Genomic DNA, 18,625 nt, shown 5'->3' on the forward strand with positions numbered 1-18,625 from the left:
CCAACATCAGGGAAAAACAATGAAAACAGTAAAAATCAGTGCGCTCAGCGCCGCTATCCTCCTCGGCAGTTTTGCCTCGACGGCCGCTTGGGCAGTCGACGGTGAAACCGTGGTTATCGGTCTGGCAGGCCCGCTCACCGGCCCGTCTGCCCGTATCGGTAAGGATCTGGAGAACGGCGCGCAGCTGGCCATTGACGACATTAACAAGCAGCACCCGACCATCGGCGGCAAAGCGGTGACCTTCAAACTGCAGTCCGAAGACGATCAGTCCGACCCGCGCACCGCCGTGGCCGTGGCGCAGCGTCTGGTGGATAGCGGCGTGGCGGGTGTTGTCGGCCACTGGAACACCGGTACCAGCATTCCTGCCGCACGTATCTATCACGATGCGGGCATCGCGCAGGTGGCACCGGTCGCGACCGGTCACGCCTATACCAAACAGGGTTTTGATACCAGCTTCCGCGTGATGGGCCACGACGACGACGGCGGTCAGCTAGCCGGTCAGTACGCGGTTAATACGCTGAAAGCCAAACGCATTGCGGTGATCGACGACCGTACCGCCTTTGGTCAGGGACTGGCGGACCAGTTTATTAAATCGCTTGAAGCGCAGGGCGTGAAGGTTGTCGATCGTCAGTACGTTGATGACAAAACGGTGGACTTCAGCGCCGTGCTGACCGCCATCCGCAGTAAAAACGCCGATCTGATCTTCTTCGGCGGCGTCGACAGCCAGGCAGCGCCACTGGCTCGTCGTATCAAACAGCTGGGCATGAACGCTACGCTGATGGGCGCAGGCGGATTTGTCAGCCAGACGTTCCTGCAGCTGGCGCAGAAAGAAGGCGAAGGCGTGGTCGCGCTGGAGCCGGGTCTGCCCGTTGACCAGATGCCGGGTGGAAAGGCATTCGAACAGGCTTATCAGTCGCGCTACCACACCCATATCGAACTGCACGCCCCGTTCGCCTATGACGCCACCCGCGTGCTGGTTGCGGCGATGGAAAAAGCAGACTCCGTTGAGCCGTCCGACTATCTGCCCGCCCTGCGCGCCATCGGCTACTCCGGCGTCACCGGACAGATCGCGTTTGATAAAGAAGGTAACCTGAAATCGCCGTCCTTCACCGTTTACAAAGTTGTCGACGGCAAATGGCAGCCGCAAACCGTGCTGGGTGGCGCAAAAGCGAAGTAACGCAGCGAGGGCAATGTGATGAGTGATAATAACGAGCTGGGCATTCTCGCCCGCCGCAAAATTGAAGCAGAAATTATAAAGCCAATTTATGAAATCCTGGTGCGCGAGATAGGGAAACCCCGCGCCCAGGCGGTCATTGGCGAGGCCATTGAGCAGGCCGCGATTGACGCTGGCAAAGCGTTTGCCAGCAAAGAACCCAACGGCACGGACGTAAAGAGCTTCATCGCCCTGCAGTATCTGTGGGAAAAAGATAACGCGCTTGACGTGAAGGTGATCGACGCCGACGACCAGCAGTACAACTACAACGTGACCCGCTGCCGCTACGCGGAGATGTATCACGAGATGGGGCTGGGAGAGATTGGTCATCTGCTCTCCTGCGCGCGCGATGAAAAATTCATCGTTGGCTATGCGCCGGACGTGAAGCTGACCCGCACGACTACCATCATGCAGGGCGGTTCGTGCTGTGATTTCCGCTACCGCAGCAGTAAGGACAAGCCATGATCCGCGTTAACGCCGAACGGCTGTGGTCAACGCTTGAGATGATGGCGCAGATCGGCTGCACGCCCGCCGGCGGCGTGACCCGTCTGGCGCTGAGCGAGGAAGATCGTATTGCGCGTAACCTGCTGCGCGACTGGGCGCTGGACGCGGGTTTCACCTGCGACGTCGACAGCATGGGCAATATGTTTATCCGTCGCGCGGGGAAAAACACGCAGCTTGCCCCGGTCATGACGGGTTCACATGTGGATACCCAGCCGCTGGGCGGTAACTACGACGGGGTTTACGGCGTGCTGGCCGGGCTGGAGCTGCTGCGAACCCTTAACGACCATAACGTTGAGACTGAACGTGACGTTGTGCTGGTGAACTGGACTAACGAAGAAGGCGCGCGCTTTGCGCCGGCCATGCTCTCTTCAGGGGTCTGGACGGGACAGTTTAGCGAAGCATACGCGCATGCCCGCGCGGATAACGAAGGCACTACCGTGGGCGAAGCGCTGGAGAGCATTGGCTACCGGGGTGAAACCCCTGCCCGTTCGTTTCCCGTTCACGCCTGCTACGAACTGCACATCGAACAGGGTCCGATCCTGGAAGATGAAGCCATTGATATCGGGTTAGTCCGCGCGGCAATGGGCCAGCGCTGGTTTACCCTGACGCTGGACGGATTCGCCGCCCACGCGGGCACGACGCCGATGCACAGCCGCCGCGACGCGCTGACCGCCTTCGCAGAGCTGGCGCTGAAGGTGGAAGAGATTGGCTATCGGCATGCGCCGGACGGACGCGCGACGATCGGTATGGCGAAGGTTACGCCAAACTCGCGCAACGTTGTGCCGTCTCGCGTGGAATGCAGCGTTGAGTTTCGCCACCCTATGCAGCAGGCGCTTGAATCCATGGAAGCGGCACTGCATAAGGTGGCTGAAAGCCTCAGCCTGCGCGGCGTCGCTGCTGCCGTTGAGCGCATTTTTGACTACGCGCCCATCGCGTTTGATGCCGAATGCCTGGCGCGTTCGGAGAAGGCCGTGGCGGAACTGGGCTATTCGTCGAAACCGATGGTCTCCGGTGCGGGACACGACGCCTGCTATGTCAGCAAAATGGCGCCTGCCAGCATGATCTTTATCCCCTGCGTGAAAGGCATCAGCCATAACGAAGCGGAGAGGATCCTGCCGGAGTGGTCGGAGAAAGGGGCGAACGTGTTATTGCATAGCGTTCTGTCCGCGGCCCTTGAGAGATAGAACGGTGCGAAAGCAGACGAGCTCTGCTTTCGCCAGAATCTACACGGCAACGCGTCGGCTGATTTCGACAACCCGATCGCTGGGAAGGTGATAGTGGTTGATGACGTGCGTACAGTTGCGCTTCATGAACGCAAAGATGTGTCGTTGCCAGGCCGCCATGCCTGCCTCACCCTCGCCTGCGACAATGGTTTCATGCCCGACATACCAGGTGGCGTCGTCCGTGGCAAAAAGCGCGTTAATCTCGCTGACACCCTGCAGCAAACGCGGGATATCCGGGTGTTCCATAAAGCCATACTGCGCCACGCCGTGCCAGTAGCCCGGCGCCCGCTGCTCTACCCTGATGCGTTGTTCTTCCCCCACGTATGGCACATTCAGAATATCAATGGTAAGCGACAACACATCCTGCTGTAGCGCCCGGTTTCGCGCGACGTGCCAGCGCATGACCGGCGGAATATTGTTCTGTGTCCGGGTCAAAAAGACGGCGGAGCCAGCCACTCTTGGCACCGTCTTTTGCTGAAGCTGGGCAAAGAACGCATCCACGCTGACGCCCTTCTCGCCCACCGATGCGGATACCGCCTTGACGCCGCGATGCCAGATCAGCATCACCGTACAAATCGCTGCGGCCATCAGCAGCGGAATATAGCCGCCCTCCAGGACCTTAATCAGATTGGCAAATAAGAAGGTGGCATCAATCACCAGGAAGCAGAGGGCAATCACCGCGCTGCTGGCCAGGCTCCAGCGCCACACTTCGCGCATTGCCACAAACAGCAGCCCCGTGGTCATCAGCATGGTTAACGACACGGCAATGCCGTACGCGGCGGCGAGCTTATCGGAGGATTTAAAGAACACCACCAGCCCGATGGTTACCCCCATCAGCAGCCAGTTGATTATCCCGATATAAATCTGACCGTAGCTTTCCGCCGCCGTCTGCTTGATGCGTAATCGGGGTAACCAGCCAAGCTGTATGGCCTGGCGCGTCATGGAAAAAGCGCCGGTGATAATCGCCTGACTGGCGATTATCGTCGCCAGCGCGGCAAGAATGATGAGCGGAACCTGGAGCACAGGCGGACAGAGCGTGTAGAAAAGGTTTTGCTTGCTGTCGGCACCGGCCAGAATCAGCGCTGACTGGCCGGCATAGTTGAGCAGCAGCGAAGGAAAGACGATGCCGTACCAGGCAAGCCAGATGGGCTTTTTGCCAAAATGCCCCATGTCTGCATACAGGGCCTCGGCACCCGTCACGCAGAGAAAAACGCCGCCCAGGACCAGAAAACTGGTGTACCCGTTCGAAAACAAAAACGCGATGCCGTACGCAGGGTTGAGGGCCAGCAATACCGACGGGTGTTGAACGATCCCCCGCACGCCCAGCGCAGCAATCGCCAAAAACCAAACCGCCATAACCGGGCCAAATATTTTCCCTATGCGAGCAGTACCAAAAGGCTGAAGAAGAAACAGCGCCAGCAGGACCGCCACCGTCAGGGGCAATATGTACGGCTGAGATTCAGGAATGACCATCTCCAGCCCTTCAAGGGCAGAAAGCACGGAGATAGCCGGGGTTATCGCGCCGTCACCGTAAATTAAAGCGGCACCGATAAGGGCGGAAAAAATCACCCAGCGCCCGCCTTTGCCTTTCTCCACCAGAAGCGACATTAAGGCCATGATGCCCCCCTCGCCATGATTATCAATTCGCATGGCAAAGGCGGCATATTTTATGGACGTTACCAGGATGAGTGTCCAGGTAATCAGGGAGAGCAGGCCCAGGATGACGCCGGGCGTAGGGTCATGCTCAGAGAGCGACAGCACCGTGCGGAAGGTATAGAGCGGGCTGGTGCCGATATCACCAAAAACGACGCCCAGCGCGCCTCCTGCAAGCAGGGTTAACCGGGAGAGCGGTTGGGACGGTTCACTGCTGTGGCGAGGGCTCATATTTTCCAGCAAGAGTCAGATAATCCTTTAAAAAACATAGCCCATCTGCCCCACCCGCGCCAACCGCGCGCCCTGTATTACTGCGGCCTGGCCTTCGCCAGGCTAAACCAGATCCCCACTGCCAACAGCAGCAGCATTCCGCCCGCGCTGCCCAGCGCCACGCTGTGCGAAGTGATAAACGCGCTTTTCGCCGCCTCAATCACCGACTCCGCCAGCGTCGGGGTCAGATCCTGCGCCACCTTCATCGCCTCACCAATGGATGACGAGGCTTTATCTGCGAGCGAGGCGTTCAGCCCCTGCGGCAGGTCAATCGACGCCGAGAAGCTGCGGGTCAACAGCAGACCAAAGATGGCGATCCCCAGCCCGGCGCCCAGCTCATAGGACATGGTTTCAATCGCCCCTGCCGCGGCGGCTTTCTCTTTCGGCGCAGCGGCCATAATCGCCGAGGTCGAGGCCAGCAGCGCGCTGGCGGCGCTGAAGCCGAGCAGAACCATCAGGGCAGAAGCCAGCAGCTGCTGCGTGCTGAAGTCGAGCATCGACAGGCCGATAAAGCTGACGGCGCTGAGCCCCATTCCGCCAGCCGCCACAATGCGCAGACCGAGACGACCCACCAGCACACCCGCGATCGGTCCGCTAAACCCGCTCGCCACCATCAGCGGCAGCATGAACATTCCCGCTTCAAACGGCGTAAAGCCATGAACAAACTGCAGCTCCTGGGCCATCAGCAGCTCAAACCCGACCAGGGCAATCATGGCGGTCATCGCCATCACCACGCCGCTCAAAATGATACGATGGCAGAACAGACGCATGTCGATCATCGGCACGCGGGCGCGGAGCTGAATACGCACGAAGATAAACAGCAGCACCGAGCCGGTCACCAGCGCGGACGCGACCACCCACGGCGACAGGACGCCTTTTAGCGCGGTTTTCGCACTGTAGACCAGCAGCAAAATCGCCACAATCAGCATAATGGCATGGCTGATATTCAGCGGCTGCTCCGGACGCCCCTGCTGAGGAGGCACCAAACGCGCGGCCAGCGAAACCACCACCAGCACGATCGGCACGTTGATTAAAAAGACTGATCCCCAGTAAAAATGCTCGAGCAGCATACCGCCAATCAGCGGGCCAAACGCCGCGCCACCGGAGCCCACCGCAGCCCAGACGCCGAGCGCAATGTTACGATCCCGCGCGTCGATAAACAGCGTGCGGATCCCGGCAAGCGTGGCCGGAATAATCATCGCCGCGCCGATTGCCAGCGAGGCGCGCGCCGCAATCAGCCACCCTGCTGACGGGGCAAATGCTGCCGCCAGCGACGACAGGCCAAACAGCGTGCTGCCAATCATGAGCAGTCGTTTAAAACCAATGCGGTCACCCAGGGCGCCCATCGGCAGCACCATTCCCGCCATCACCAGCGAGTAAATATCGATGATCCACAGCAATTCATTGCCGCTGGCGCCCAGCGTCATGCTCAATGTCGGCGCCGCCACGTGCAGCACCGTCGCGTCGATCGCCACCGGGATATACACCAGCACGATAATCACTAACGCTAACCACTGACGAAACATAAATTTCCTTTTCTTTTAAAACATGGACACATGTCCAGGATGCGATCCTACGTAAAGTTGAACGCATGTCCAGCTTTTTGTTACACTCGTTTCATTCCCATTGAGAGTGAGTAAACATGCGATATCTGAGCAAGGATGAACGGCGGGAAGCCATCTTACAGGCCGCCATGCGCGTGGCGCTGGCTGAAGGACTGGCTGCAATGACGGTACGCCGTATTGCCGCCGAGGCCGGAGTCGCCACCGGCCAGGTACATCATCATTTTACGTCCGGCGGCGAACTAAAATCGCTGGCCTTCGTACGGCTAATTCGCGAGCTGCTGGATGCGGATGTCGCGGGTAAACAGGCCGGCTGGCGGGAACAGCTTCATGCCATGCTCGGCAGCGATGACGGGAGGTTTGAGCCCTATATTCGCCTGTGGCGTGAGGCGCAGATCCTGGCCAGCCGCGATGCCGACATCAAAGGCGCCTATGTGATGACCATGGAGATGTGGCACCAGGAAACGGTGGCGCTTATCAAAGCGGGAACGGAGGCCGGGGCATTAAATCCGGGCGATCGGGCGGAAAATATTGCCTGGCGCTTGATTGGTCTGGTGTGCGGTCTTGACGGAATGTATATCTTAAACATGCCCGAAATGGACGAAGCCGCCTTTAACAACCATCTTGATAAATTAATCACGCTCGAGTTGTTTAATACGCCGTCTAAGCAGTGATGTTGCCGGGTAGCGGCGACGCCTTACCCGGCCTGCGTATTATTTCCCGGCCTGAGGATGTGTATCAAACCCTGCCATCACCGCCGTCAATTCTGACAGTGTAAAGCCGTGCTTCGGATCGTCAACCCCAAGACCAAAGCGCTCCTGCATTAGCTGGTATAGCGCCGCAGCGTTGGGAAGATGGATCTGCTCCTCCACATGGCCGTTCCGCCAGTGGGTAAAGTTGAAGTTGGTCAGCGTCAGCTTGCCGCCGTCCGGCAGATGGCGACACATCAACAGATGATGGCGGAAATGCGACTGCGGCCAGTGCGCCGACCAGAAATTCCCCATCACGTAATCGCTGAAATACTGCGTCGTCAGGTCAAACTGGTACATCGACTGCCAGTGCTCGTGGTGCCGGAACTGCAGCACCCAGTCGTTCCCCTCGCTCAGCAGACGATACAGCCCGTGCGGCGTCTCTTGTTCTTCATTAGCGAGCAAGCGAATCGGCGCCGTCAGCGTCTGGCCTCCAAAGCCGACATCGGCAATCCAACGCTCACCGTTAAGCTCAACCAGCAGCAGGCGGTGCGTGCGCGGCGGCATTTGCGGCGGACTCGCTAATACCACGCGCCCCAGCACGCTACGCACCGTAAACCCGACTTCACGCAGGACGCGCTCGAACAGGCCGTTTTGCTCAAAGCAGTACCCTCCGCGACGTGCGGTGACCAGCTTGTCGACCAGGCACCGATCGTCAAGCTGGATTTCGCGAGGCAGAACAACATCAATATTCTCAAAAGGGATCGCACAGTTGTGATGTAAATGCAGCGCGCGCAGGGTATTGATATCCACCCGCGTCGGTTGCGCCCAGCCGATGCGGACAAAATAGGCGTTCAGAAATGGGGACATACATCAGTTTCCTTTGATTGAGATGTTCTGTTTATAAACTAATTTTACGCATCCGCTTTGATTTACGTGCTTTTTCGTCATACTCATCGGTGTAGATGAGGAGACCCTATGAGCCACTTTCGCCCTGTTGAATTACGTCATGCCAGCCGTCTGCTGAACCACGGCCCTACTGTGCTTATCACCAGTCGGGATGAAAGCCTCGACAGACGCAACGTGATGGCCGCCGCATGGTCAATGCCCGTTGAGTTTGAACCGCCGCGCATCGCAATAGTCGTGGATAAAAGCACCTGGTCGCGCGAGCTGATTGAGCGCAGCGGGAAGTTTGGCATCGTCATCCCCGGCGTGGCGGCGGCCAACTGGACATACGCGGTCGGTAGCGTCAGCGGGCGCGATGAGGACAAATTCAACTGCTACGGGATCCCGGTGGTGAACGGTCCTGAACTTGGCCTGCCGGTGATAGAAGAAAAATGTCTGGCGTGGATGGAGTGTCGGTTATTACCCGTCACCTCAGCGGCAGAAAAATACGATACGCTGTTTGGTGAAGTGGTTTCAGCGGCAGCCGATGAACGCGCGTTTATCGCCGGGCGCTGGCAGTTTGACGGGGATAAGCTGAATACCCTGCATCATCTTGGGGCCGGAACGTTTGTCGCGAGCGGGAAGATGGTGAAGGCGCCGGATTGAGAAAACCCTCCCCCTATTGGGAGAGGGTGACCGTATTACTTCGCACGCCGCGCAATAATTTCATCCGCAACATTCCGCGGGGCTTCCGCAAAATGATGGAACTCCATCGTATACGTCGCGCGTCCCTGGGACATCGAGCGCAATGTCGTGGCATAACCAAACATCTCTGCCAGCGGCACGTCAGCGCGAATAATCTGGCTTCCGTACTGCTCCGCCATCCCCTGCACCATGCCGCGGCGGGAAGAAAGATCGCCCATGATGTTGCCGGCGTACTCTTCCGGCGTTTCCACCTCCACATGCATGATCGGCTCAAGGATCACCGGGTCCGCCCTGCGGGCGCCCTCTTTAAAGCCGAGGATCGCCGCCATGCGGAACGCCATCTCCGAGGAGTCGACGTCGTGATACGAGCCAAACGTCAGCGTCGCTTTGACATCGACAACCGGATAGCCCGCCAGCACGCCGCTGTTCATCGCTTCCCGCAGCCCTTTCTCAACGGACGGGATGTACTCGCGCGGCACCACGCCGCCCTTGGTGGCATCTTCAAATTTAAAGCCACTTCCGGGCTCCAGCGGTTCAAGGCTCAGCACCACATGGCCGTACTGCCCTTTACCGCCGGACTGACGAACAAATTTACCTTCGATATCCTTCACCGTTTTACGCAGGGTTTCACGGTAGGTTACCTGTGGGCGGCCAATATTGGCCTCGACGCCAAACTCACGCTTCATGCGGTCGACGATGATCTCAAGGTGTAGCTCACCCATCCCGGAGATGATGGTCTGGCCGGACTCTTCGTCAGTATGCAGGCGAAACGATGGATCTTCCGCCGCCAGACGCTGCAGCGCGATCCCCATTTTCTCCTGATCGGCCTTAGTTTTCGGCTCGATCGCCAGCGAGATAACCGGGTCCGGGAACTCCATGCGTTCAAGCGTGATCACTGCATTCGGATCGGTGAGCGTATCGCCGGTGGTCACATCCTTCAGCCCCACGCAGGCCGCGATGTCTCCGGCGCGCAGTTCGTCCACCTCGTGACGATCGTTGGCATGCATCAGCACGATACGCCCGATGCGCTCTTTCTTCCCTTTCACCGGGTTGTACACCGCGTCGCCTTTGCGCAGCACGCCAGAGTACACGCGGATAAAGGTCAGTTGCCCGACGTACGGATCGCTCATCAGCTTGAACGCCAGGGCCGAGAACGGCTCATCATCGCTCGGATGACGCTCCGCGTGCTGCCCTTTTTCATCCACGCCATCAATGGCCGGCACGTCCAGCGGCGACGGCATGAGCTCAATGACCGCATCGAGCATGCGCTGCACGCCTTTATTTTTGAACGCGCTGCCGCACAGCATCGGCTGAATTTCACCCGAGATGGTGCGAATACGCAGCCCTTTGATAATTTCCGCTTCCGTCAGGTCGCCCGTTTCCAGGTACTTATCCATCAGTTCATCGCTGGCTTCCGCCGCCGCAGAGACCATTTTTTCCCGCCATTCCTGGGCGGTACTGACCAAATCGTCCGGCACGGGCGCATAGGTAAACACCATGCCCTGCGTCGCGTCGTCCCACAGAATGGTGCGCATCTTGATGAGATCCACCACGCCGGTGAAATGATCTTCTGCACCCACCGGAATGACAATCGGCACCGGATTGGCCTTCAGGCGCTCCTGCATCATCCGCACGACGCGGAAGAAATCGGCACCCGCACGGTCCATTTTGTTGACGAAGGCCAGTCGCGGAACGTGATATTTATTGGCCTGACGCCAGACGGTTTCCGACTGCGGCTGCACGCCTCCCACGGAGTCATACACCATCACGGCGCCGTCGAGTACGCGCATGGAACGTTCCACCTCAATGGTGAAATCCACGTGGCCCGGGGTGTCGATGATGTTGATCCGGTGCGGCTCATAGCCTCTGTCCATACCCGGCCAGAAGCAGCTGACGGCTGCGGAGGTAATCGTGATCCCGCGCTCTTGCTCCTGCGCCATCCAGTCAGTGGTTGCCGCGCCATCGTGTACTTCACCCAGCTTGTGGCTCATCCCGGTGTAAAACAGGATGCGCTCAGTGGTGGTGGTTTTACCGGCATCGATATGCGCGGAGATACCGATGTTGCGATAACGTTCGAGTGGGATGGGTCGGGGCATGATATTTCCTTAAGTCTTATGACTTGTCTGTGACGACCAGGATGGTCGTGCATTCGTTCGTTTGCTATAATAGTCCTATTGTACGAGTATTATCGAACTATTTTTTAACGGTTGACCTATTGTTGATATAGCTCAATCTGACGCCAAACGCAGGAAAACGATGATCCCAAACCACCCTGAAACTGAACAAATACTGCTGGAAAATGTGCTGTTTGCCCTCGGCAATCCGCTCCGGCTGTCGATTATTCGCCGGCTCGCCGATGGCAGCGAACTCAGCTGTAACGCGCTGCGTCCGGAAGACGTGGTGAAGTCCACGATGACACACCACTGGCGCGTTCTGCGCGACAGCGGCGTTATCTGGCAGCGCCCGCAGGGGCGGGAGAACATGATTTCGTTACGCAGAGACGATCTGGATGCCCGCTTTCCGGGGCTGATGGAGATACTTTTACAGGCCAAATCATAAGGACATGCCTGTTTTTTCCTGAAAAATGCCCCGTACGTAGTTGAGGGGGCATTACGTCAGCGAAGGGATTTATCTAACCTGCATACGATATTCAATCATTCCACTTTTCTTCGCAATCCAGTCGTACAATCGTTGCCCGCGATAGTTGGCTTCATGCGTATGCCAGTAAAGATGACTGGCATGATGTTTTCTGGCTTCTCTCTGAACATATTCTATTAACTGTTTGCCAATGTGTTTGCCCCTTACGGCTTCGCAGACGTATAAATCTTCGAGGTAGCAGTAATCGCTCTCAGCCCAGGTCGAACGATGAAAGAGATAATGCGCAAAACCCACTACGTTTCCATTACATCGTGCAACCACGCAGAATAGCGGCTCAACGGGGCTGAAAAATCGTTGCCAGGTTCGTTCAGTAATTGCCCCGGACAGATCGACGTTGTAAAACGCCTGATATTTTCCCCATAGCGGCATCCAGCTTTCAAAATCACGTTCTTTAACTGCCTCAATTATTACGCTCGTATTATTCATATTGCCTCTTTGGTCACCCGTTTATTCGTTTCAGGAAGAGTGTATTCGCTGAATGGCACGTTTTGTCCCGCCAATTCTCGCCATCAAGGCAGACCAATTTTTCATCCTTCTGCATGCAATATTGCTTTAGAATCAAAAGACACACAGGAAAAGTGGACAACGTAATGTTTAAGCACGCACAGCTTGAAACGGTTAAGGCATGGATTATCGACCCCGCTAACGGATCGCTACCGCTTCATGAAAGGATCCAGAGAGCAATACGGACGCTGATACTGGAAGGGGTATTATCTCACGGTAAGGCCCTTCCTGCCTCACGCGCTCTGGCGGCTTCTCTCAGCGTTTCCCGGGATACCATTGAAGCGGCCTACTCCAGCCTGCATGCCGAAGGTTTTATTGAGAGACAAACAGGCAGAGGGAGCTTCGTCTCTTCCAGCGCGCGTTTTTTAAAACCCCGTCCTCGACAGAATCAGCCAACCGCTGAGATACAAAAAGCAAAACTCAGCGTCCGGGGAAAGATCGTTTATGAAAGCGGCGGGATCCGAGAATTTTCCTCCCCTCGCCCCCTTGCGCCCGGCATTCCTGAAACCCGCATGTTTCCCATTCCGATCTGGGAGCGTCTTCAGCGAGAGGTCCTGAAGGAGTTTCAGCATCAGGCATTAGAGCAAAGTCCCCCACAGGGTATAGAGCGCCTGCGACGGGCAATTGCGGAATACGTCAATCTTGAGCGCGGAACACGGGCGAATGCAGAACAGGTCATCGTTCTGACAAGTTCTCAACAGGCGCTTGCGCTCTGTTCCCACGTGCTGATGGACGCCGGGGATGGCATTGTCATTGAGGATCCCTCCTATCAAGGGGCGCACAAAGCGTTCAACGCTGCAGGGCTTCGCTGTATTCCGGTTCCTCTTGATGAAAAAGGCATTTCGGTTGACGGTCTTAATTCTCTGACCGAGCCTGCCAGGGCGATCTACCTTACGCCTTCTCATCAGTACCCTACCGGTGTGACGCTCTCTCTTGACCGACGACTGGCGGTTATTAAATGGGCAAACCGTTACGGAGCCTGGATCATTGAGGATGACTATGACAGCGAGTTTCACTACGAAGGCAAGCCTATGGCCAGTCTTCAGGGGCTTGATACTTCCAACCGGACAATTTATATCGGCACGTTCACCAAGTCTCTGTTCCCTGGGCTACGTATTGCCTACACCATCGTTCCCTCAGAACTGATAGAGCCCTTTACCATGGCGAGGACATTAATGGATGGTCACACCGCCTCAATAACCCAGCTGACGCTGGCTAAATTTCTGGAGGGAGGCCATTTTGGCGCCTATGTTCGTAAGATGCGGAGTATTTATGTTGCTCGTCGCGACGCGCTGGCAAGCATGATGGACGAATATCTCTCCGAATATGTTACCTGTGAAACGCCTGCGGGGGGAATGCAAATGCCTTGTCACCTGAAATACGGCATATCCGAGAAAGAAATAGCCACCGCCGCCCGCCGCGCGGGTGTTGATATACTTGGTCTTACCAATTTATATGCAGGTCCTCCCGCGTCCACCGGTTTTTTGATGGGATTTGCTGCTTACACGGAAAGGGAGATAGAAGACGCTGTAAAAAAACTGGCCGCAATTTTCCGTCATGTTTGATGCCGTCGACCGGTCAGCGGCGAACACTCATTCCGGGCGAGCAAGGCTATAAACAGGTATCCGCCGGGTTGTTTTGGTGAGCGTATCAAACACCTCGGCGTCGGACGTCACGATCCTCATCCCCGTTTTGCGTAATCTCTGCACATCGGCCGCGATGCGCTGAATGCCAAACCAGAAAAGCCCGTCGAGTGCCGTTATCGCTAACCCATTTTCCAGCGCCAGCTTAAGTCGTTCGCGGGGGGCTTTAACCTGCTGGGCAATTTGCCGGTAAGGCGCTTCATTGCATCCTGTCGCGTCACTGCGCTGGATACGCGTTTTCAGCTGATAGGTAAATTCGTCAGGTATTCCGTCCAGATCTCTTTTCAGGCTATAGACGCAGCCAAAGCGCTTGCCGTTAAACAGAACATTTTTCTGACTGAGCTGAAGCTCTTTTCTGACAGCGTCAATCAGCTGGGGCGCGCGGGTGAGGAGCAGCCTGAACGGCAGCTCGAAGCTGGTGACATAATCCACATTAAGCAGCGCGAGACGCAGACGATCCTCCGCACCGGACTGTTGCTCACGGCACTCCTCCAGCACCTCCGCCCACTGGCGCGTCAGGCGCTCCGGTTCGGCGGCTTCGGTCAGGAGATATTTTTCAATCTGATAATCAACTCTTCCGGTCATCGTGTGGTATCCCGTCGCTGTGGCTGCGGTAATTCTATACAGCGCGGTGAGTTTTATAAAGGACTGAACCGCAGCGACAATCTGTAAATGTCGTTGCGATTCAGTATCCTGACGTTTCGGATCAGTGCGCCATAATCCAGCCCATCAGAAGCGTGGCGAAAATCACCGTCGACGCGCCGCCGATGCGGGTGGCGATCTGCGCGAACGGCATGAGCGACATCCGGTTAGACGCGGACAAAATGGCCACGTCCCCCGTTCCGCCCAGCCCGCTGTGGCAGCAGGTCACAATGGCCGCTTCCACAGGATACATATTCAGACGCGACGCAATAACGTAGCCGCTCAGCGCCATCGCAATCACAACCGAACCGCATACCACCACGTATCCCACCGAGAATACCGACACCACGCTCTCAAGCGGCACGTATAACATCCCGAGGCCGATCATCAGCGGCCAGACCAGCGCAGCCGAGACGAATTTATAGCAGCTATGCGCGCCGTGCTCCATTGAGGCCGGAATCACCCTGAAGTATTTACACAGAACGGCAATCAGGATCATCAGCACCGGGCCGGGAATGTGTACCAGTTTTTCAAACAATCCGCCGACGATGAAAAACGCGCACACCATCAGCAATCCGCCCCCCATCAGATGAAAATCCGTCTGCTGCGTGCTCTGCGTCCCGGCAAACAGGCTGGCGTCGTCTTTACTCCGCGTAAGCATGCCATTTCCCGAAAGCGCAGGACGTTTCGCGCCGAGACGCGCCAGCGATCCCGCACAAATAATGGCGAAGATATTCCCGACGACCGCAGCGGGTGCCAGCTGCGCAACGTAGACGTCCGGCGTCTGCCCCAGTATTGCCGAATAGGCCAGGGACAGCGGCAAAATCCCCTCGCCGATCCCGCCGCCGATAATAGGCACAATGATGAAGAAGAAGGTGTGGTAAGCCGTATAACCAAACAGTGAGCCCACAATGAGGCCGCTCAGCACGGCCATGCATGTTCCCGCCACCAGCGGAACAAACATGCGCATCATCCCCTGGATCAGCAGCACCCGGTTCATCCCCAGAATGCTGCCGACCACCAGGCAGGCGATGACGAAATAGAGCAGATTCGCCTCTTTCATCAGCAGATGGACGGTATCAAGGGTATGTTTCCCGAATACGCCAAAATAGACCAGCACGGAAGGCACCATCAGGCACAGGATCGCCGGGCCGCCGATATCTTTCAGCACCGGGATTTGACGCCCTACTTTGGCAAACGCGAAGCCGAGGGTCATAATGACCGCGAGACCACCAATCATATTTTTTGGCAGCAGCCCTGCCCAGGCGGACGTCGCCACAATGGCGGCAATCCCGACGAACAGCATCAACGGGACCGTGCCCACCTCGGTATTGTTGAGCCCAAAGGCGAAACGCGAGGTAGACAGCTCAGAAGTCGGTACAGGATTATCTTTCATATAATCACCTGAATTTATGTTCGGATAAACAGAGAAAGGAATAACTGAAACTATTCCTGATACGAATAAATGTTCTTAAATATAAATAAAGACTTAGATGGCCTTTTCTAAAAACAGGCTCACGATGAAATTATCATGGACCTGCGAGTAGAAATGTGAACAATCTGGCTCTTTGCTTTTAAATAACTTAATTCAGCATTAAGTAACCAAAGTTATTTATAACGGCTAATGTTGCTTTCTTGCGTCTTATCAATATTTGATGAAAGTATTAGTTATCCAACTAATGCAATCTTTTTGAAATTAATAAAACCAGAGAGAGTGTGACCCTTGTCACTCCTGCTCTGCTTTCTAAGCGCTAGATTAGCGCTGCAATAAAACACATAAAATACCCTACAGGAAATACTATGCCTTCATTACTATTACAGTCACTGTTTCCGCTCGTCTTTATAATGTTACTTGGATGGCTAAGTGGAAAGCTGGGATATTCCCGGCGTGAAGATGCAAACGTCATGGCAACCGTGGTGATTCGTTTCGCCCTTCCTTTCCATCTTTTTATCGGTGCATTGCATACCGATCCCAATAAAATTAAGAACCTGACCTTTATGGCCGTTTTAGTTGTCGGTTTAATGGGGTCGTATTTACTGACGCTATTTATTTCGCGCTACGTTTTTCGCCACGATATCAAAACCAGCGCCATTCAGTCACTGGTTTGCGCCTTTCCCGATATGGCCTACTTTGGCGCACCGGTCCTGGCGGTCTTGATTGGGCCGGAAGGATTTATCGGCGTGCTGATTGGCAATATTATTACCAGCGTTATCATGATCCCCCTGACTATCGTCCTGATTCGTATGGGTGATAAAAACGGTCAAGATGGCCTGGAGGCGCTGCACCCGGGCGCGATGATCGTGCAAAACCTCATCAAGGCGGCACGCAATCCTATCGTCTGGATCCCGGTCTCCGGCGTATTGCTCAGTCTGGCCGGCGTGCAAATCCCTTCTATTCTCAGCATGCCTATCGAAATGGTTGGCAAAGTTTCAGGCGGACTGTCCCTGTTTGCCCTCGGCCTGTTGTTTTACGGTGAACGTCCAAAACTGAACGTGCAGACGTTTACCAATATCAGTATTAAAAACCTTATTCAGCCGGCAATTATGGCCGCCGCGGGGATCGCCTTTGGCCTGAGCCATACCTTACTGCAGCAGGTCGTCATTATTGGCGCAACGCCTTCCGCTATTGCCGCGGGGATGTTTGCCTTACGCAGCGATACCTATATTGATACCGCATCCTCTTCCATATTAATTGGCACTGCCGTCGGGGTCGTGACCGAAGGCATTATGATCTATTTCATCTCTTAATCTGTTTTATTTAAAAAATTCAGGAGTTAACCATGTCCCGGAAAGAAGTTCTGTACACCCCCTATAACGGGGCCGTATTGCTGGAAAATCCGCTGCTAAATAAAGGGCTCGCATTTATTAAAGAAGAGCGTGACAATTTTAATCTGCATGGGTTATTGCCGCACAACGTTGAAACGATTGAGGAACAAACCGAGCGCGCCTGGGTGCAGTTCTGTCATTTTAAAAGCGATATTTCGCGTCATGTATACCTGCGAAATATTCAGGACACCAATGAAACTCTTTTTTATAACCTCCTGCGTTCGCACCTGAAAGAGACGTTACCGATTATCTATACCCCGACGGTCGGTGAAGCCTGCGAGCATTTCTCCACGATATATCGACGCGCGCGCGGCCTGTTTATTTCATGGCCGAATCGCCATCGTATTGATGAGATGCTGCAAAGCTTTTCGCGCAACGACGTTCGCGTGATTGTGGTGACGGACGGGGAACGTATTTTAGGGCTTGGCGATCAGGGTATCGGCGGAATGGGCATCCCAATTGGCAAGCTGTCGCTGTATACCGCCTGTGGGGGGATCCATCCGGCCTCTACCCTGCCGATTATGCTGGATGTCGGCACCAATAATCAGCAACACCTCGACGACCCGATGTACATGGGCTGGCGCCACCCGCGCATCAGCGACGACCAGTACGCTGAGTTTATGGATATGTTTGTCAGCACCGTTAAAGCGCGCTGGCCCAATGTGCTCCTGCAATTTGAAGACTTTGCGCAGAAAAACGCTACCAGGCTGCTCCAGCGCTACCGCGACCAGCTGTGCTGCTTCAATGATGATATACAGGGCACGGCCGCCGTCACCGCCGGTACGCTGATGGCGGCGGCGCATGCGGCTGGTACGCGCATTCGCGACCAGCGCGTGGTCTTCCTGGGCAGCGGCTCTGCCGGATGCGGAATAGCTGAAAAGATTGTGGCGCTGATGGTGGACGACGGCCTGACCGAGTCCGAAGCCCGCAGTCGGATCTTTATGGTCGATCGCTTCGGCCTGCTGACCGACGACATGACCAACCTGCTCGATTTCCAGAAAAACCTGCTTACCGCGCGCGACGCCGTTTGCAGCTGGCAGGTAGACTCGCAAAATATTTCCCTGCTGGACGTGGTGAAAAACGCGCATCCCACGGTGATGATCGGCGTTTCAGGCCAGCCGGGGCTGTTCAGCGAAGAGATTGTCAAAGAGATGCATCGCCACTGTCCGCGCCCAATCATCATGCCGCTCTCGAACCCGACCTCGCGGGCGGAAGCCCAGCCGCAGGATCTTATCGCCTGGACCCAGGGGGCCGCGCTGGTGGCCACCGGCAGCCCGTTTGCCCCGGTATTCTGGGAGAATGAACACTACGAGATCGCCCAGTGTAACAACGCCTATATTTTCCCGGGCCTGGGGCTGGGCGTGCTGGCCTGCAACGCGCGCCGGGTGACGGAAGAGATGCTGATGGCAGCAAGCCGCAGCCTGGCCGCGCAGTCTCCGCTGGTCACCACGGAAAAAGGCGGATTGCTGCCGCCGGTAGATCAGATTGAAACGGTTTCACGCCAGATTGCCGTCGCCGTCGCCCGGGCCGCGATTAAACAGGGCGTGGCTCCGTCGATAGATGATGAGACGCTGATGGCGCGTATTGAGAAGACCTGGTGGCAGGCGGACTATGCGCCGTACCGCAGGTCTGCGCTGTAGCGCCAGTC

General features: G+C 56.1%; 16 protein-coding genes. 9 read left to right on the forward strand and 7 right to left on the reverse strand.

Going from position 1 to position 18,625, the window contains the following annotated elements; genetic code table 11:
* The first annotated feature begins 19 nt into the window (after positions 1–19).
* From ACOTZC_RS05260 to ACOTZC_RS05270, 3 genes are read left to right on the forward strand one after another with little or no spacing between them, the layout of a single operon-like run.
* Complete coding sequence (locus ACOTZC_RS05260; protein ID WP_163353857.1) at positions 20–1,177, forward strand: branched-chain amino acid ABC transporter substrate-binding protein; 1,158 nt, start codon at positions 20–22, stop codon at positions 1,175–1,177.
* Between the two features lie 18 nt (positions 1,178–1,195).
* Complete coding sequence (locus tag ACOTZC_RS05265) at positions 1,196–1,678, forward strand: L-2-amino-thiazoline-4-carboxylic acid hydrolase (protein ID WP_047174466.1); 483 nt, start codon at positions 1,196–1,198, stop codon at positions 1,676–1,678.
* A complete protein-coding gene (locus tag ACOTZC_RS05270; RefSeq protein WP_047174467.1) occupies positions 1,675–2,901 on the forward strand; it encodes a Zn-dependent hydrolase in 1,227 nt (408 codons plus the stop codon). The genes ACOTZC_RS05265 and ACOTZC_RS05270 overlap by 4 nt, the downstream gene beginning before the upstream one ends.
* Before the next feature lie 39 nt (positions 2,902–2,940).
* Here the strand turns inward: ACOTZC_RS05270 and ACOTZC_RS05275 are convergent, their stop codons facing one another.
* The gene (locus ACOTZC_RS05275; RefSeq protein ID WP_023311950.1) at positions 2,941–4,824 is read right to left on the reverse strand and encodes a potassium transporter Kup; all 1,884 of its coding nucleotides are present in this window, start codon (positions 4,822–4,824) and stop codon (positions 2,941–2,943) included.
* A 77-nt stretch (positions 4,825–4,901) separates the two neighbouring features.
* Positions 4,902–6,389, reverse strand: coding sequence for an MFS transporter (locus tag ACOTZC_RS05280; protein WP_126303381.1), 1,488 nt, complete (start codon positions 6,387–6,389; stop codon positions 4,902–4,904).
* 116 nt (positions 6,390–6,505) lie between these two features.
* Here ACOTZC_RS05280 and ACOTZC_RS05285 point away from each other — a divergent pair, with 116 nt between their 5' ends.
* The gene (locus ACOTZC_RS05285) at positions 6,506–7,099 is read left to right on the forward strand and encodes a TetR family transcriptional regulator (RefSeq protein WP_045399983.1); all 594 of its coding nucleotides are present in this window, start codon (positions 6,506–6,508) and stop codon (positions 7,097–7,099) included.
* Between the two features lie 39 nt (positions 7,100–7,138).
* Here the strand turns inward: ACOTZC_RS05285 and nhoA are convergent, their stop codons facing one another.
* Positions 7,139–7,984 carry an N-hydroxyarylamine O-acetyltransferase gene (gene nhoA, locus ACOTZC_RS05290; protein ID WP_322408058.1) on the reverse strand — a complete coding sequence of 282 codons (846 nt, stop codon included), beginning with the start codon at positions 7,982–7,984 and terminating at the stop codon, positions 7,139–7,141.
* 108 nt (positions 7,985–8,092) lie between these two features.
* On the opposite strand from nhoA, the gene ACOTZC_RS05295 reads away from it, so the two are divergent.
* Positions 8,093–8,665, forward strand: coding sequence for a flavin reductase family protein (locus ACOTZC_RS05295; protein ID WP_029741093.1), 573 nt, complete (start codon positions 8,093–8,095; stop codon positions 8,663–8,665).
* A gap of 35 nt (positions 8,666–8,700) precedes the next feature.
* On the opposite strand, the gene fusA is transcribed toward ACOTZC_RS05295, so the two are convergent.
* A complete protein-coding gene (gene fusA, locus ACOTZC_RS05300; protein WP_023311955.1) occupies positions 8,701–10,800 on the reverse strand; it encodes an elongation factor G in 2,100 nt (699 codons plus the stop codon).
* A 160-nt stretch (positions 10,801–10,960) separates the two neighbouring features.
* Here fusA and ACOTZC_RS05305 point away from each other — a divergent pair, with 160 nt between their 5' ends.
* Entirely contained in the window at positions 10,961–11,263 is a 303-nt protein-coding gene (locus tag ACOTZC_RS05305) for an ArsR/SmtB family transcription factor (protein ID WP_047174471.1), read from the forward strand.
* A gap of 69 nt (positions 11,264–11,332) precedes the next feature.
* Here the strand turns inward: ACOTZC_RS05305 and ACOTZC_RS05310 are convergent, their stop codons facing one another.
* Entirely contained in the window at positions 11,333–11,788 is a 456-nt protein-coding gene (locus tag ACOTZC_RS05310) for a GNAT family N-acetyltransferase (RefSeq protein WP_047174472.1), read from the reverse strand.
* Between the two features lie 164 nt (positions 11,789–11,952).
* Between ACOTZC_RS05310 and ACOTZC_RS05315 the strand changes: the two genes are divergently transcribed.
* Positions 11,953–13,431 (forward strand): PLP-dependent aminotransferase family protein, encoded by a 1,479-nt coding sequence (locus ACOTZC_RS05315; protein ID WP_248162392.1) that lies wholly within the window; start codon positions 11,953–11,955, stop codon positions 13,429–13,431.
* A 27-nt stretch (positions 13,432–13,458) separates the two neighbouring features.
* On the opposite strand, the gene ACOTZC_RS05320 is transcribed toward ACOTZC_RS05315, so the two are convergent.
* Together ACOTZC_RS05320 and ACOTZC_RS05325 are read right to left on the reverse strand one after the other, a co-directional pair.
* On the reverse strand, positions 13,459–14,094 hold the full coding sequence (locus ACOTZC_RS05320; RefSeq protein WP_045399993.1) for a helix-turn-helix domain-containing protein: 636 nt from the start codon (positions 14,092–14,094) through the stop codon (positions 13,459–13,461).
* A 121-nt stretch (positions 14,095–14,215) separates the two neighbouring features.
* Positions 14,216–15,547 (reverse strand): 2-hydroxycarboxylate transporter family protein, encoded by a 1,332-nt coding sequence (locus ACOTZC_RS05325; protein WP_322408062.1) that lies wholly within the window; start codon positions 15,545–15,547, stop codon positions 14,216–14,218.
* A gap of 404 nt (positions 15,548–15,951) precedes the next feature.
* On the opposite strand from ACOTZC_RS05325, the gene ACOTZC_RS05330 reads away from it, so the two are divergent.
* Together ACOTZC_RS05330 and ACOTZC_RS05335 are read left to right on the forward strand one after the other, a co-directional pair.
* Positions 15,952–16,899 (forward strand): AEC family transporter, encoded by a 948-nt coding sequence (locus tag ACOTZC_RS05330; protein WP_126303389.1) that lies wholly within the window; start codon positions 15,952–15,954, stop codon positions 16,897–16,899.
* Positions 16,900–16,931: 32 nt separating this feature from the next.
* On the forward strand, positions 16,932–18,617 hold the full coding sequence (locus ACOTZC_RS05335) for an NAD-dependent malic enzyme (RefSeq protein WP_047063576.1): 1,686 nt from the start codon (positions 16,932–16,934) through the stop codon (positions 18,615–18,617).
* Positions 18,618–18,625: the final 8 nt, after the last annotated feature.

Origin of the sequence: Enterobacter cloacae complex sp. SHL009, assembly GCF_049237205.1 — a bacterium.
Taxonomy (GTDB): Bacteria; Pseudomonadota; Gammaproteobacteria; order Enterobacterales; family Enterobacteriaceae; genus Enterobacter; species Enterobacter cloacae_M.